The organism is Micromonospora thermarum (genome assembly GCF_012034245.1).
GTDB lineage: Bacteria > Actinomycetota > Actinomycetes > Mycobacteriales > Micromonosporaceae > Micromonospora > Micromonospora thermarum.
Genome location: NZ_JAATEO010000022.1, coordinates 62,610 through 76,459, shown reverse-complemented (window position 1 = coordinate 76,459; position 13,850 = coordinate 62,610). Strand labels below are relative to the sequence as shown.

General features: G+C 72.9%; 16 protein-coding genes. 11 read left to right on the top strand and 5 right to left on the bottom strand.

All coding sequences use genetic code 11. From position 1 onward, the window contains the following. Positions 1-12: 12 nt before the first annotated feature. The 4 genes from purF (at position 13) to amcA (ending at position 4,222) form a co-directional block, all read left to right on the top strand. Positions 13-1,530 (top strand): amidophosphoribosyltransferase, encoded by a 1,518-nt coding sequence (purF, locus tag HCJ94_RS20165; protein WP_168002588.1) that lies wholly within the window; start codon positions 13-15, stop codon positions 1,528-1,530. Positions 1,531-1,590: 60 nt separating this feature from the next. Continuing rightward, entirely contained in the window at positions 1,591-2,745 is a 1,155-nt protein-coding gene (purM, locus tag HCJ94_RS20160) for a phosphoribosylformylglycinamidine cyclo-ligase (protein WP_168002587.1), read from the top strand. A 168-nt stretch (positions 2,746-2,913) separates the two neighbouring features. After that, positions 2,914-4,017 (top strand): cyclophane-forming radical SAM peptide maturase AmcB, encoded by a 1,104-nt coding sequence (gene amcB, locus HCJ94_RS20155; protein ID WP_305070259.1) that lies wholly within the window; start codon positions 2,914-2,916, stop codon positions 4,015-4,017. Continuing rightward, positions 3,986-4,222 carry a multiple cyclophane-containing RiPP AmcA gene (amcA, locus tag HCJ94_RS20150; protein ID WP_168002585.1) on the top strand — a complete coding sequence of 79 codons (237 nt, stop codon included), beginning with the start codon at positions 3,986-3,988 and terminating at the stop codon, positions 4,220-4,222. Before amcB ends, amcA begins: the two co-directional genes overlap by 32 nt. Positions 4,223-4,357: 135 nt before the next feature. Here amcA and HCJ94_RS20145 read toward each other — a convergent pair whose 3' ends face one another. Together HCJ94_RS20145 and HCJ94_RS20140 are read right to left on the bottom strand one after the other, a co-directional pair. Continuing rightward, positions 4,358-4,573 (bottom strand): DUF3073 domain-containing protein, encoded by a 216-nt coding sequence (locus HCJ94_RS20145; protein WP_155329428.1) that lies wholly within the window; start codon positions 4,571-4,573, stop codon positions 4,358-4,360. 293 nt (positions 4,574-4,866) lie between these two features. Further along, positions 4,867-5,949: a Glu/Leu/Phe/Val family dehydrogenase gene (locus tag HCJ94_RS20140; protein WP_168002584.1), complete on the bottom strand. Its 1,083-nt coding sequence runs from the start codon at positions 5,947-5,949 to the stop codon at positions 4,867-4,869. A 216-nt stretch (positions 5,950-6,165) separates the two neighbouring features. On the opposite strand from HCJ94_RS20140, the gene HCJ94_RS20135 reads away from it, so the two are divergent. Together HCJ94_RS20135 and HCJ94_RS20130 are read left to right on the top strand one after the other, a co-directional pair. Further along, entirely contained in the window at positions 6,166-7,005 is an 840-nt protein-coding gene (locus HCJ94_RS20135; protein ID WP_168002583.1) for a DUF8083 family protein, read from the top strand. Positions 7,006-7,246: 241 nt separating this feature from the next. Next, positions 7,247-7,456, top strand: a complete 210-nt coding sequence (locus HCJ94_RS20130) for a BldC family transcriptional regulator (RefSeq protein ID WP_168002582.1) — start codon at positions 7,247-7,249, stop codon at positions 7,454-7,456. A 138-nt stretch (positions 7,457-7,594) separates the two neighbouring features. On the opposite strand, the gene HCJ94_RS20125 is transcribed toward HCJ94_RS20130, so the two are convergent. Beyond that, positions 7,595-7,975, bottom strand: coding sequence for a PPOX class F420-dependent oxidoreductase (locus HCJ94_RS20125; RefSeq protein ID WP_168002581.1), 381 nt, complete (start codon positions 7,973-7,975; stop codon positions 7,595-7,597). Between the two features lie 118 nt (positions 7,976-8,093). On the opposite strand from HCJ94_RS20125, the gene HCJ94_RS20120 reads away from it, so the two are divergent. Beyond that, the gene (locus HCJ94_RS20120; RefSeq protein ID WP_168002580.1) at positions 8,094-8,876 is read left to right on the top strand and encodes a class I SAM-dependent methyltransferase; all 783 of its coding nucleotides are present in this window, start codon (positions 8,094-8,096) and stop codon (positions 8,874-8,876) included. A gap of 10 nt (positions 8,877-8,886) precedes the next feature. On the opposite strand, the gene HCJ94_RS20115 is transcribed toward HCJ94_RS20120, so the two are convergent. After that, positions 8,887-9,183: a hypothetical protein gene (locus HCJ94_RS20115; RefSeq protein ID WP_168002579.1), complete on the bottom strand. Its 297-nt coding sequence runs from the start codon at positions 9,181-9,183 to the stop codon at positions 8,887-8,889. Positions 9,184-9,399: 216 nt separating this feature from the next. On the opposite strand from HCJ94_RS20115, the gene HCJ94_RS20110 reads away from it, so the two are divergent. Further along, on the top strand, positions 9,400-10,257 hold the full coding sequence (locus HCJ94_RS20110; RefSeq protein WP_168002578.1) for a 3-hydroxyacyl-CoA dehydrogenase family protein: 858 nt from the start codon (positions 9,400-9,402) through the stop codon (positions 10,255-10,257). Continuing rightward, complete coding sequence (locus HCJ94_RS20105; protein ID WP_168002577.1) at positions 10,254-10,997, top strand: enoyl-CoA hydratase/isomerase family protein; 744 nt, start codon at positions 10,254-10,256, stop codon at positions 10,995-10,997. Before HCJ94_RS20110 ends, HCJ94_RS20105 begins: the two co-directional genes overlap by 4 nt. Positions 10,998-11,056: 59 nt before the next feature. Here HCJ94_RS20105 and HCJ94_RS20100 read toward each other — a convergent pair whose 3' ends face one another. After that, the gene (locus HCJ94_RS20100; protein WP_168002576.1) at positions 11,057-12,409 is read right to left on the bottom strand and encodes an ABC transporter substrate-binding protein; all 1,353 of its coding nucleotides are present in this window, start codon (positions 12,407-12,409) and stop codon (positions 11,057-11,059) included. 155 nt (positions 12,410-12,564) lie between these two features. On the opposite strand from HCJ94_RS20100, the gene HCJ94_RS20095 reads away from it, so the two are divergent. Then, entirely contained in the window at positions 12,565-12,954 is a 390-nt protein-coding gene (locus tag HCJ94_RS20095) for a hypothetical protein (protein WP_168002575.1), read from the top strand. 169 nt (positions 12,955-13,123) lie between these two features. Continuing rightward, positions 13,124-13,825 (top strand): DUF2786 domain-containing protein, encoded by a 702-nt coding sequence (locus HCJ94_RS20090; RefSeq protein ID WP_168002574.1) that lies wholly within the window; start codon positions 13,124-13,126, stop codon positions 13,823-13,825. Positions 13,826-13,850 lie beyond the last annotated feature (25 nt).

The following is a 13,850-nucleotide window of genomic DNA, read 5'->3' as shown; positions in this document are numbered from 1 at the left end:
AGGGAGCGGCAGGTGCCCCGAGGCGATGGCCGGCTGAGCCACGACCTTGATCCCCAACGTCCCGGCCCCCAGGACGCGTGCGGCGTCTTCGGCGTCTGGGCACCCGGCGAGGAGGTCGCCAACCTGACCTACTTCGGGCTGTACGCGTTGCAGCACCGGGGGCAGGAGGCGGCCGGCATCGCGGTCAGCGACGGCTCCGGCGTGGTGGTCTACAAGGACCTCGGCCTGGTCGCCCAGGTCTTCGACGAGCCGACCCTGGCCAGCCTGCGCGGGCACGTCGCCATCGGTCACGCGCGCTACTCCACGACCGGCGCCTCCAACTGGGAGAACGCCCAGCCGACGATCCGCGCCACCACCTCCGGCACGACGATCGCGCTGGCCCACAACGGCAACCTGGTCAACACCGCCGACCTTCAGCGGGAGGTCGGCGAGCGGGGGCTGGTCGCCGACGGCGCCACCAACGACACCTCCCTGGTGACCATGCTGCTCGCCAGCCGGCCCGACCTGTCGGTCGAGGCCGCCGCGCTGGAGGTGCTGCCCCGGCTGCGGGGCGCGTTCAGCTTCGTCTTCATGGACGAGTCGACTCTCTACGCTGCCCGCGACCCGCACGGCGTCCGCCCGCTGGTGCTCGGCCGGCTGGAGCGCGGCTGGGTGGTCGCCAGCGAGACCGCGGCGCTGGACATCGTCGGCGCGAGCGTGGTCCGCGAGGTCGAGCCCGGCGAGCTGATCGCGATCGACGAGGACGGGCTGCGTTCCACCCGGTTCGCGCCGCCGGAGCCCAAGGGCTGCCTCTTCGAGTACGTCTACATCGCGCGTCCCGACGCCACCATCGCCGGCCGCAACGTGCACGCGGCGCGCGTGCAGATCGGCCGCCAGCTCGCCAAGGAGCACCCGGTCGAGGCCGATATGGTGATCCCCGTCCCGGAGTCCGGCACGCCGGCCGCCATCGGCTACGCGGCCGAGTCCGGCATCACGTACGGTGCCGGCCTGGTGAAGAACCCGTACGTCGGGCGGACCTTCATCCAGCCGTCGCAGACGCTGCGCCAGCTCGGCATCCGGCTCAAGCTCAACCCGCTCCGCGAGAACGTGCGCGGCAAGCGGCTGGTCGTGGTCGACGACTCCATCGTCCGCGGCAACACCCAGCGGGCCATCGTGCGGATGCTCCGCGAGGCCGGCGCGCTGGAGGTGCACGTCCGCATCTCCTCCCCGCCGGTGACCTGGCCGTGCTTCTACGGCATCGACTTCGCCACCAGGGCCGAGCTGCTCGCCAACGGGCTGGACAACGAGGGCGTCCGCCGGTCGATCGGTGCCGACACCCTCGGGTACGTCTCGCTCGCCGGTCTCATCGCGGCCACCGAACAGCCGAAGAACCGGCTCTGCCGGGCCTGCTTCGACGGCGAGTACCCGATCGAGCTGCCCGCCGCGAACCTGATCGGCAAGCACGTCCTGGAGGCGGTCGGCCGGCGGGTCACCGCCGAGACCTCCGACCAGCACGGCCTTCCGGTCGTCGTAAGCACCCACCACCCGTAGCACCACCGGGTGCGGCCCGGCCGGCGCCGGTCCGCATCGGAACCACCAAAGGGGAGAACCGTGACGCACGTGTCCGAGCGCAGCGGCGCAGGAAGCAGCCCGACCGGTGCTGGCGGCGACCGCCAGCCCTGGACGGCCGGCACCGGCCGCCCGGCGCGCAAACGCTCGGTCTCGTACGCGGACGCCGGCGTCTCGATCGAGGCGGGTGACCGCGCGGTCGAGCTGCTGAAGTCCAAGGTCAAGCAGACCCGGCGGCCCGAGGTGATGGGTGACCTGGGCGGCTTCGCCGGCCTGTTCCGGCTGGACACGAAGAAGTACAAGAACCCGATCCTCGCGTCGTCCACCGACGGCGTGGGCACCAAGCTGGTCATCGCGCAGCAGATGGACATCCACGACACGGTGGGCATCGACCTGGTCGCGATGGTGGTGGACGACCTGGTCGCCTGCGGTGCCGAGCCGCTGTTCCTGCTGGACTACATCGCCACCGGCGAGGTCGTTCCGGACAAGGTCGCCGAGATCGGCGCCGGCATCGCCGACGGCTGCCGCTACGCGGGCTGCGCACTCCTGGGCGGCGAGACCGCCGAGCACCCGGGCGTCCTCCGCCCGGACGAGTACGACATCTCGGCCACCGGCGTCGGCGTGGTGGAGGAGAGCGAGATCCTCAGCTCGGAGCGGGTCGAGGTCGGCGACGTCGTGATCGCGATGCGGTCGTCCGGCCTGCACTCCAACGGGTACTCGCTGGTCCGGCACGTGCTGCTCGGCGCCGGCCGGATGCGGCTCGACGTGGTCATCGAGGACTTCGGCCGCCAGCGCACGCTCGGCGAGGAGTTGCTGACCCCGACGAAGATCTACGCGCAGGACTGCCTGAAGCTGATCGCCGAGGCGGAGGTGCGGGCACTCGCGCACGTCACCGGCGGCGGCATCCCGGGCAACCTGGTCCGGATCCTGCCGGAGCACGTCGACGCGGTGGTCAACCGCTCCACCTGGAAGCCGCAGCCGATCTTCGACCTCGTCCAGTCCAAGGGCCGGATCGAGGACCCGGAGATGGAGGCGACCTTCAACATGGGCGTCGGCATGTTCGCGATCGTCTCGGCGGAGGACGCGGACCGCGCCCTGGCCACCCTGACCGGGCGGGGCGTCGACGCCTGGCAGGCCGGCGAGATCATCGAGGGCTCCGGCAACGTCCAGATGATCGGGCAGCACACCCGGGGTTGATCACGCTCTGGTGATCGTACGGGCACCTGATCAGGGCTTCACCCGAGTGGCCGTCGCCGCCTAGCCTGAAGGGCACCCTCAACGCTGCCCGGCACCCCCTGTGCCTGGACAGCTCCTCAGGCACGGTAGAGGAGGGCGATGGCTGCTCGGGGACAGTCGATCGGCGGGATGCGTGGCCTGGCCACCGTCCCGACGTACGTCGTGATGCAGCCCACCACCCTCTGCAACCTCGACTGCGCGTACTGCTACCTGCCGTTCCGGGCGGCCGACCGGCGCATGCCGGTTCCGGTGGCGGAGGCGGTGGCGGCGTCGGTCAACCCGTGGGCGCGGGCCGGCCGGTTCTCGGTGGTGTGGCACGGCGGTGAGCCCCTCGCTGCCGGCCGGGAGCACCTCGCGGCGCTGATCGCGCCGTTCGGCCCGGAGGTCGAGCACCACGTCCAGACCAACGCCACGCTGATCGACGACGCCTGGTGCCGGTTCTTCGCCGAGCACCGGGTCCGGGTGAGCGTCAGCGTGGACGGGCCGCGGGAGCGCAACTCGGACCGGGTCGGCCGGGGCGGGCGGCCGGCGTACGACCAGATCGTGCGCGGCGTGGCGGCGCTGCGCCGGCACGGCCTGCCCTTCTCGGCGCTGGCCGTGGTGGGCCGTCCGGAGCCGGGGCTCGCCACGGAGCTGTACGACTACTTCCTCGATCTCGGCCCGGACGTGCTGGGCGTCAACATCGAGGAGACCGAGGGCGTCAACACGCGGGACAACAGCCACGACCCCGCGGCGGTGACCGCCTTCTGGGCGGAGCTGCTGGCGGCCTGGCGCCGGGACCCGCGGATCCACCTGCGGGAGGTCGAGTGGTCGCTGCGGTACGCCGCGGCGGTGCTCGACGGCACCGCCGACGACCTGCTGCCCCGCCGGCTGGACCCGATCCCCACGGTCGGCCACGACGGGTCGGTGATCGTCCTGTCGCCGGAGCTGGCCGGCTTCACCGATCCCCGGTACGGCGACTTCAGCAGTGGCAACGTGCTGGTCACGTCCCTGGCGGAGATCCTCGCCGGTGCCGAGGGGACGCCCTGGGTCGGCGAGTTCCTCAGCGGTGTGGAGGCCTGCCGGACGTCCTGCCCCTACTTCGGTTTCTGTGGCGGGGGTCACGCCGCCAACCGGTACTTCGAACTGGGCCGTTTCGACGGTACGGAGACCGAACACTGCCGCAACAGCAAGATCCGCCTACTGGAGGGAGTGTTGGAGCATGCCCGAGACCACCGGTCACCGGCAGCCTGAGCGCGCGACAGGGGTCGCCCTGGACGAGGTCGCCGACCGCGTCCGCGCGGCGGCCCCGGGCCTGTCCGCGTTGCTCCACGAGGCCGAGGTCGCACGTCGACTACGTGCGGAGGTGGCGGGTGGCGACGGCGCCAGTGCGGTCTGCGCCTGGAACCACTTCGAGAACATCCCGACGTTCTACAACTGGAACAACCGCCCGCGCTGAGCGCGGGCAGGCCGCCGAGCCAGGGGCCGACCGGACGGGTCCGGCCGGCCCCTGGTTTTCAGTCGGGACGCCGCTGCCGAACGGGCACATACGTGAGCACGCGGGGCCTACCGCGTGCTCAGATGCGACCGGGGGTCAGCGGGTGGGACGGACCCAGGACTCCGGGTCGTCGTCCGCGTGGTCCTCGTCATCGTCGTCGACATACTCTTTGTAGTCGTCGTCGAAGTCGTGGTCCGACTTGCGGCTGCCGCCGAGTTCTCGCTGCAAGGCGGCGAGGTCGGTGTTCGGGGAGTGGTACTTCAACTCCCGGGCCACCTTTGTCTGCTTGGCCTTAGCACGGCCGCGCCCCATGGCTCGACCCCCTCGCACAGAATGCGGGGCAGCCCGAAGGCGGGCCCCGATGACGTCAGGCATCTCTCGTGGCTCTTACGGTACATGGGGATGCCGTCGTTCGGCACCTCGGGTTACCGTCGACCGGCTCCGCGCGTCGCGGTGGTCCAGCCGTCACACAGTGTACCCGGTAAGGACCGATCCCGTGTGCGCCCGTGACACCGGACGAATCGCCTCGAAATACAGCTTAACGGCGGCGGCAGTGTTCGGGAGGCCGGGGGCGGAACCGGCTGGCGCCGCCCCCGGCGCCCGGATCAGGGCAGGTGGATCGTGCGCAGGCGGCCGACCTCGGCCATCCGGCGCTCGGCCAGCCGGTCCGCCGCCACCGCCGGCGGCACGCCCTCGGCGTCGGCGAGCCGGAGGATCTCCCGCGTGGTGTCGTAGATCTTCGTGGCCCGCAGCTTGGCCCGCTCGAAGTTGAAGCCCTCGATCTCGTCGGCGACCTGGATCACGCCGCCGGCGTTGACCACGTAGTCGGGCGCGTAGAGGATGCCGCGGTCGGCGAGGACCTTCTCGATGCCGGAGTGGGCGAGCTGGTTGTTGGCCGCGCCGGCGACCACCTTGGCACGCAGCACGGGCACGGTGTCGTCGTTCAGGGCGCCGCCCAGCGCGCACGGGGCGTACACGTCGATGTCGGCGGCGACGAGCGCGGCGGCGTCGTCGACCAGCGTCACCTGCGGGTGCGTCGTGCGGGCCCACTCCAGGGCCTTCGGGTTGACGTCGGTCGCCACCACCTCGGCGCCGTCGTCGAGCAGGTGCCCGACCAGGTACTTGCCGACCTTGCCCAGGCCGGCCACACCGACCCGCTTCCCGTGCAGCGTCGGCGCGCCCCAGACGTGCTCGGCGGCGGCGCGCATGCCCTGGAAGACGCCCCAGGCGGTGAGGACCGAGGAGTCGCCGGCGCCGCCGTGCTCGACGCTGCGGCCGGTGACGTACCGGGTCTCGCGGGCGATCACGTCCATGTCGGCGACGTAGGTGCCGACGTCGCAGGCGGTGTAGTAACGGCCGCCGAGCGTCTCCACGAAGCGGCCGTACGCGCGCAGCAGCGCCTCGCTCTTGATCTGCTCCGGGTCACCCCAGATGACCGCCTTGCCGCCGCCCAGGTCCAGACCGGCGAGGGCGTTCTTGTACGCCATGCCGCGGGACAGGTCGAGCACGTCGGCGAGGGCGGCCTCCTCGCTCGCGTACGGGTAGAACCGGGTGCCACCGAGCGCGGGGCCCAGCGCGGTGGAGTAGATACCGATGATCGCCTTGAGGCCGGTCTGCTTGTCCTGGCAGAACACGACCTGTTCGTGGCCGGTCGACCCCGGGTCGTCGGCGGTGGCGAATACGCCCATGACTCGCTCCTGGTGTGGTGTGCGACCTTGTGGGCCGCGGACCTCTGGACGCCGGCGGGATGCTGCCGGTGCCGCTGAGCCTAGTATCGGCCGACGCCGTCCCGCCGTCCCCGGTCGTGCGGCGTCCGCAGGCCGGGACCGGCCGTGGGCCGCCCATGGCGCCTGCCGGCGCGGTGCGGGCGGGGCTACGTGTCCGACTCGTGGGAGGATCGCGCCGTGCCGTCGCTCTTCGCTTCATACCTGCGCGTGTACGAACCGCTGACCGCCTTCGATCGCGATCGTCAGTCGTACTGGCGGCGCTACGTCGAGCAGGGACGCGCCGTGCCCCCGGTGGAGGGCCCCGGACGGCAGCGGACGTCGGTGATCGAGGCGCTCGGCGCGGGCTGGACGCGCCTGCCGGACCCGCCCGACGAGGCGTACGTCCTGGAGACCGACGACACCCTGCTGGTCTGCCCGTGGAACCTGCGCATCCGGGTGGCGGAGGCGGCGCTGAGCGCGCGGGACGGCGTACCTCCGGTGCTGGCCGACGCCTTCGTGCCCCCGGTGCTGGCCGGGCAGGCCAAGGCGGTGGTGGACGACTGGCGCAGCGGGGCGCGGGTGCTGGAGCACGGCGTCCCCCGGGTGCACGAGCAGATCGCCACCTGGGGCGTACCGCTGCGGTGGTTCGTCCTCTTCGACGCGGAGGAGCGGCACCACGTGACCCGGCCGGGCCGGCGGGCGCTGCGGTACCGGACGGAGATCTCCAAGGCCCGCCGCCGCGCGTCCCGCGCTCTGGCGGTGCTGCGCAAGTCCGTCGGTGCGGCGCCGATCACCGAGGCCGTGGAGGAGGCGGCCCGCTGGCTGGAGGAGTTCCACCCGCGGTCGGTGGTGGAACTGGACTACGGCGGGCTGGTCGAGCTGCTCTCCGACGAGACGCTCGCCGCCGACGACTCGCCGGAGCTGGTCGCGGCCGGCCTCGCCGGGCTGTCGCGGGGCGAGGCCGAGGAGGCGTCGGCCGCGTACGACAAGCTGGTGGCGCGGTGGCGCGCGGTGCAGTTGCTCGAGCGGTGCAATTAGCGACAAATCGGCCGGTTACGCGAGGGTCGTTCGTAGTTGACGCATCACGAAGCGTGATCATGAGTCCGAATAAGGTACTTTCTGCCGTGTAAAAGTCGCATAATTCGGGCATGGTTCATCCGTCCGTCTAGGGACGTTCGGCCGTTCGGCCCATGTCGGACATCGGGGACTAGCCGGACCATGGGAGACGCGTCGGCCGGCGGGACCCCGGCCGATGTCTATACATGTGGAGGAGTGACCCATGGCATCGCGAACGCACGAACCGGAGCCGCTGCTCACGCCGGCCGAGGTGGCGTCGATGTTCCGTGTCGACCCGAAGACGGTGACCCGGTGGGCCAAGGCGGGCAAGCTGAGCGCCATCCGGACCCTCGGCGGCCACCGTCTGTACCGGGAGTCGGAGGTCAGGGCCCTGCTGCAGGGGCAGATCCCGCAGCAGCGCCAGGGGGACTGACCGAACCGACAGTCAACCAGACGATGTGCGAAGGGCGGCGGACCGATCGGTCCGCCGCCCTTCCGCGTGTCGGCCGATGTCCGTCCCCGAGCGCGCCGGGCCGGCCGCCGACCGGCCGGACGACCCTCGACGCAGAACCTAGTCCTTGATGGTGACCCGGATGCCGACCGTGCCCTGCTCGCCCCGGCGCAGCCGGCTGCCGAGCAGCGTGAGCCGGCCGAGCAGGCGGTACTTCTCCTTGATCAGCGCCCGGACCCGCCGGGTGCCGGCCGGATCGGACAGCGTGGCGTGACCGGCCACCGATGGTCCGTGCGGCCGGCCCCGCACATCGCACGGCGCCACCCTCACGTCCCCGCTGCGACGGATCCGCTTCACCTTGCCGGAGTCGGCCACCGTCCACACCGCGAGCGCGTCGCCGTCGCGGACCGCCCATACCGGCGTCGGCACCTCACGACCGTCCTTGCGGAAGGTCGTGAGCAGGATGTACTTCTCTGCCGCGAGGCGGTCCAGCGTGGTCACGCCGCCAGGATACGGCCGCCGCGGCCCCGCGACCCGGCGGTTGGGCGTGTCTCCCGGATCGTCGTCCGTGGCCGTGGCGGTCCGGCGAGGATCGGGAGACACGCCTAACGTGAAGGGTGTGATCGGCGAGCCACGCATCGGGGACGTGATCGGGGAACTGCTGCGCGACACCCTCGCCGTGGCGACCGGGGTCGGCCCCCGCCCGCTCGTGGGCGGTCGGCTGCCCCGCCCGGTCATCGAGATCATCGAACGCGACGACGGCCTGGTCAACGGCGCTCCGGCGGCGCACTACCTGGACGGGCCGGAGCACTGGCAACCGTACGACCACCGGGCGGTCGACCGGGCGCGCGGCGCCACCCTGGACGTCGGCGTCGGGGCGGGCCGCATCGCGCTGCTGCTCCAGGAGCGCGGCGTCCCGGTGACCGGGCTGGACACCTCGGCGGGCGCGCTCGACGTCTGCCGCCGCCGGGGCGTACGCGACCTGGTGCACGGGACGGTCGACGCGCACGTCGCCGACGGCCGGCGCTACGACACCTTCCTGCTCCTCGGCAACAACCTCGGGCTGATCGAGGGGCGTGAGCGGGCACCCGGCTTCCTGGCCGCACTCGCCGCGCTCGCCCGCCCCGGCGCGCAGGTCATCGCCCACGGCACCGACCCGTACGGCACCCGCGACCCGGTGCACACCGGGTACCACGAGCGCAACCGCCGCCGGGGCCGCCTCGGCGGGCAGCTCCGGCTGCGGCTGCGCTACCGGGAACTGGGCACGCCCTGGTTCGACTACCTGGTGTGCTCGCCCGAGGAACTGGCCTCGCTCGTCCACGACAGCCCGTGGCGCCTGACCGACGTGGACGACCGGGACGTCCCGTACTACCTGGCGACGCTCCGCCTGCGCGGGCGGTAGGACGGCACGCTCACACCTGGACGGTCGGGGGGAGCTGCTCCGGGGGCAGGCCGCCGTCGCCGTCGACCACCGTGTCCGGGGTGCCGTCCTCGTCCAGGTCGACCATCGTCACGTCCACCGTGCCGTCCCCGTCGGTGTCGAACTGGAACAGGTCCGGCCTGCCGTCGCCGTCGGTGTCCACCACCCACACGTCGGTGCGGCCGTCGTTGTTGGTGTCGGCGCGCAGCAGGTCCACGCGGTCGTCCCCGCGCGTCTCGACGGTCTCCGCCGGGTCGACGGCGTTCGTGGTCTCCGGTGACTGACTCATCTCGTCGTCCTCCCTCGATCGATGGCCGGACAAGTACCCGGACCGTCCCGACGCCACGCCTACCGCCCGGGGAGACCGCCCGGACCGGGCGCGCGGACCGGCGCGGGCCGGCCGGCCCGACCGGAGCACGCCCTAATAGGGTCGCCGCATGAGCGAGTCGAAGATGCGGAGGGGCGCGGGCGACCCCCGTGGCGCCGCCGGAGGCAGGGAGGGGTCATGAACGACCGCTGTGTCGTCGTCGGGGCCGGCACGATGGGGCTCGGGATCGCGTACGTGGCGGCCGGGGCCGGGTACGCCGTGGAACTGGTCGAGGTCGACCGGGCGCGGGGCGAGGCCGCCGTGGCGCGCCTGGGCGAGCTGTGGGACCGGGCGGTGGGCCGCGGCAAGCTGACCGCCGAGCAGGCCGCCACCAACCGGTCGCGGATGACCCTGCGCGGCGCGCTGGCCGAGGTCGCGGAGGGGCCGGACGTCGTCGTGGAGGCCGTACCGGAGCGGACCGACCTCAAGCGGACCGTGCTGCGCGAGGCCGAGGCGCTGCGCCCGGCGCTGCTCGGCAGCAACACCTCCAGCATCTCGATCGCCGAGCTGGCCGACGGGCTGGCGCGCCCGGACCGCTTCCTCGGCCTGCACTTCTTCAACCCGGTCTGGGCGATGGCGCTGCTCGAGGTCGTGGTCGGCCCGGCCACCGCCCCGGAGACCACCGACGCGGCCGTCGCGCTCGCCGGCCGGCTGGGCAAGGACCCCGTCGTCGTACGCGACATGCCCGGCTTCGCCACCTCCCGGCTCGGGGTCACGCTCGGGTTGGAGGCGATCCGGATGGTCGCCGACGGGGTCGCGAGCCCGGCCGACGTCGACAAGGCGATGGTGCTCGGGTACCGGCACCCGGTCGGCCCGCTGGAGCTCACGGACCTGGTGGGCCTGGACGTCCGGCTCGACATCGCGCGCACGCTCCAGGCCGCGTACGGTGACCGGTTCGCGCCGCCGCCGCTGCTGGTCGAGATGGTCGCCGCCGGGAAGCTGGGCAAGAAGTCCGGGCAGGGCTTCTACCGCTGGGAGAACGGGGTGAAGGCGTGACCGGGCTGCGCGTCGAGGAGCGCGCCGACCGGGTGGTCGCCACGCTGGACCGCCCGGAGAAGCGCAACGCCATCGACGCCGACCTGGTGCGCAGCCTGCACGAGCTGTGCGCCGAGCTGGAGGCGCGCCCCCGGCTGCTGCTGCTCACCGGCGGTGCCGAGGGCATCTTCGCCGGCGGCGCCGACATCGGGCAGCTCCGGGAGCGGGGTCGCCTGGACGCGCTGGCCGCGATCAACTCCGCCGTGTTCGCCCGGATCCGGGCGCTGCCCATGCCGACCGTGGCCGCCGTCGACGGACCGGCTCTGGGCGGGGGCGCCGAGCTGGCGTACGCCTGTGACCTGCGGGTCTGCACGGCCCGTGCGGTCTTCGGGCAGCCGGAGGTGCGGCTGGGGATCCTGGCCGGCGCCGGTGCGACCCACCGCCTGCCGGCGCTGGTCGGCGAGGCGCGGGCCAAGGAGCTGCTCTTCACCGGCCGGCGGGTGGACGCCGACGAGGCGCTGCGGATCGGCCTGGTCAACCGGGTGGTCGCCGAGCCGGCCGACCTGCTGCCGACGGCCCACGGCCTGCTGGACGAGGTGGCGAAGGGTTCCGCCCTGGCGCTGCGGCTCACCAAGCTGGCCGTGGACGCGCCGGCCGCCGCCCACCCGCATCTGGACCTGGTCAGCCAGGCGGTGCTCTTCGAGGACGACGAGAAGCACCGGCGGATGACCGAGTTTCTGGAACGCCGCCGCGACCGCTGACACGGAAACGGCCGCACCGGTTCATCCGGTGCGGCCGTTGCGGTCCGTTCGACGGTGGCTCAGCGCCGCAGCTGCACCCCGGCGTCGGCGAGGGCGCGGATCACCGCGGCCGACTCACCGAAGCCGATGATCAGGACGGCGTCGGCCCCGAAGGACTTGATCTCCTGGGCGCCGGACGTGAAGTCGACCGGCTTGGCCTTCGCGTCCTCCGGCGGCTCGTACGTGAGCAGCTTCAGCCGGTCCGCGCCGATGCCGGCCTTCTCCAGTTCGGCCCGCACGATGTTTTGCAGGCCCTCGCCGTAGGAGTCCTTGCGGGCCACGATGGCGATCTTCTGCGAGCCGTCCCGCATGATCACGTCGGCGAGCGCCCGGCCCTGCAGGCTGTCCGGCGGCGCGGTGCGGAAGTAGAGACCCTTGTCGTCCAGGTCGGTGAGGCTCGCGTCGGTGTTCGACGGGGAGAACAGGACCAGCCCCGCCTTGACCACGTCCGGCAGCACCTCCCGCGAGATGCCCGAGCCGCCCGCGCCGATGATGACGTGCACGCCCGCCTCGACGTGGCTGGCCACGGTGGCCTTGGCCACCGCCGGGTTGGTGCCGTCGTCGCCGTCGATCCAGGTGACCGGGTCGCCGAGGACACCCCCGGCGGCGTTGATCTCCTTGATGGCGAGCGCGGCTCCGGCCGACAGCGGCGGGTGGGCGATCGCCAGGTCACCGGTCTTCGGCAGCAGGCCGCCCAGCACCAGCGGAGAGCCGTCGTTGCGGTCGGCCGCGCCGGTGCCCTGCTTCTTCGGCCGCGGCGGAGCCTTGGTGCTCGCCGCCGACTCGATGCCGGCGCCGACGAACTCGGTCTTGCCGTCGTTGATCTGCTGCCCGTCGAAGTGCAGCGTGGCGTAGCTGGCCGTGGACGGCTCACCGGCGTCGGTGAAGCCGGCCCGCGTCAACGAGACGCTGCGGTACTCGATGTCCCGCCCCTTGCGGGCCAGATCCAGACAGGTGGCGGCCGTCTCGCAGCGCTGCCCGTCGTTGGTGACGCCGACGATCTGCTTCGCGATGGCGGCCGGGTCGGTGCTCCCGGCGAGCTGCGCGGCGAGCGCGCTGATCAGCACCGCGTCGTACGCCTCCGCCGAGTAGAGGAAGTCCGTCAGGCCCGAGTTGACGGCCAGCAGACGGCGCTTGAAGTCCTCCGGTAGCGGCGTGAGCGGGGTGGTGCCCTTCATGCCGTCGACCAGACCGGCCCGCTCCTTCAGCTCAGCGGGGTACGAGTTGAGCATGTTGCCGTCGGTGCCGTAGAGGCGCACCTGGGTGGTGGTGCTGCCCTCTTCGGGCTTGTCGGTCCCGCAGGCGCTGGTGGCGAGCAGGAACGTCGCGCAGGCGGCCAGGGTGGCTGCCCGCGAGGCGCGTGAGATGAGCATGGTCGTCCTTCCTCCGGCGAAGGTCCGCTGGGCAGATTAGCGTGCCTCGCTTCCGCGCGGGACCGTGGCTGTGCCTCAATCCGCAGGTAGGCCCCTGTGCTCACGCAGAGTGACGGCCGGCCAGGGGCTTGACGGCCCCTCCTACCGTGCCCTCCGTGACCGATTCACCACAGCAGACGCAGGACGACGCCGCGGCGGTGCTCCGCTCGGCGCTGGCCGGCGACGGGGACGCGGTCTGCGGCACCTTCGACGCCGTCGTCGACCGGTCCGGCCTGGCCGGCGCGTACGGGGTCGCGTGGTGTCTCGCCGCGACGATGGTGGGCGAGCCGGCTGGACCGGGCACCTGCGCGCTCGACTTCCCGGGCATCGACGAGGCCGGCTACGACACCCGCTGGGTGGCGCGCTTCGTGAGCGCGTACGCCAACTCCGACGCCGACACCGGTGCGGCGCTGTTCGGAGCGGCGGCGGCCGACGGGCTTCTGCCCGACTGCCTGCTCACCCTCGCCGGGTCGACGGTGGCCACCCTCCGCAGCCGCGCCGGGTAGCGCGGCGCCCGTCGGGGGGCGGGCGCCGCGCGACACCCGACCCGGGTGCCGCCGTCCTGGCCGGCACCCGGGTTGTCGGAGCTGCCGTGATCCCACCTTTCTGTCCTGGGCGCTGTCGCGGGCCGATGTCACACCGATCGCCGTCCCCCGGCGTGGTAGGCCTGTGCCCATGTCCGAGGCGATGCTGAGCAAGGTCCGGAAGCTGTTGGCCCAGGCGGAGGACCCGGCCTGCACGCCCGCCGAGTCGGCGGCGTTCATGGCCAAGGCGACCGAGTTGATCGCCCGCTACGGCGTCGACCGGGCGCTGCTGGCCGCCCGTGACCCGGCCACCGACCCGGTCGGCGACCGGGTGGTCGAGGTCGTCGCCCCGTACGCCCGGGACAAGGCGGGCCTGCTCGCGGCCGTCGCCGATCCGCTGCGCTGCCGCTGCGTACGCCGTCGACAGGGCAGCGGCTTCGCCATGCACCTCTTCGGCTTCGCCAGCGACCTCGAACGGGTCGATCTTCTCTTCACCTCACTGCTGGTGCAGGCCGCGCACGGCCTCGCCGGCACCCCGGTCCCGCCGGACGAGCACCCCGCCGCGTTCCGGCGCTCGTGGCTGGCCGGGTTCGCGCAGGTGATCGGTGAGCGGTTGGGTACGGCGGAGGCGGAGGCGGCGACCGATTCAGGCGGGCCGTCCGTCGCCCTGGTCCTGGCCGACCGCTCCGACCGGGTGCAGCGCCGGCTCGCGGAGGTCTACCCGCGGCTTCGTACGGCACCGCGGCGGCGGCTGGCCGGGACCGGGTTCCGCTCCGGTGCCGCCGCCGGCCACCGCGCCGAGCTCGGCGGTCGCGGTGTCACCACCGGCCCCCGCCCGGGCATCGGCCACTGAGGCGTAGGCAGCCGGCGCCGTACGG

Excerpts from the sequence above, each read along its gene's own strand:
- HCJ94_RS20130 (WP_168002582.1), top strand. The coding sequence starts at position 7,247 with ATGGCATCGCGAACGCACGAACCGGAGCCGCTGCTCACGCCGGCCGAG.
- HCJ94_RS20115 (WP_168002579.1), bottom strand. The coding sequence starts at position 9,183 with ATGAGTCAGTCACCGGAGACCACGAACGCCGTCGACCCGGCGGAGACC.
- HCJ94_RS20090 (WP_168002574.1), top strand. The coding sequence starts at position 13,124 with ATGTCCGAGGCGATGCTGAGCAAGGTCCGGAAGCTGTTGGCCCAGGCG.
- HCJ94_RS20100 (WP_168002576.1), bottom strand. The coding sequence starts at position 12,409 with ATGCTCATCTCACGCGCCTCGCGGGCAGCCACCCTGGCCGCCTGCGCG.
- HCJ94_RS20145 (WP_155329428.1), bottom strand. The coding sequence starts at position 4,573 with ATGGGGCGCGGCCGTGCTAAGGCCAAGCAGACAAAGGTGGCCCGGGAG.
- amcA (WP_168002585.1), top strand. The coding sequence starts at position 3,986 with ATGCCCGAGACCACCGGTCACCGGCAGCCTGAGCGCGCGACAGGGGTC.
- amcB (WP_305070259.1), top strand. The coding sequence starts at position 2,914 with ATGCGTGGCCTGGCCACCGTCCCGACGTACGTCGTGATGCAGCCCACC.
- HCJ94_RS20110 (WP_168002578.1), top strand. The coding sequence starts at position 9,400 with ATGAACGACCGCTGTGTCGTCGTCGGGGCCGGCACGATGGGGCTCGGG.
- HCJ94_RS20140 (WP_168002584.1), bottom strand. The coding sequence starts at position 5,949 with ATGGGCGTATTCGCCACCGCCGACGACCCGGGGTCGACCGGCCACGAA.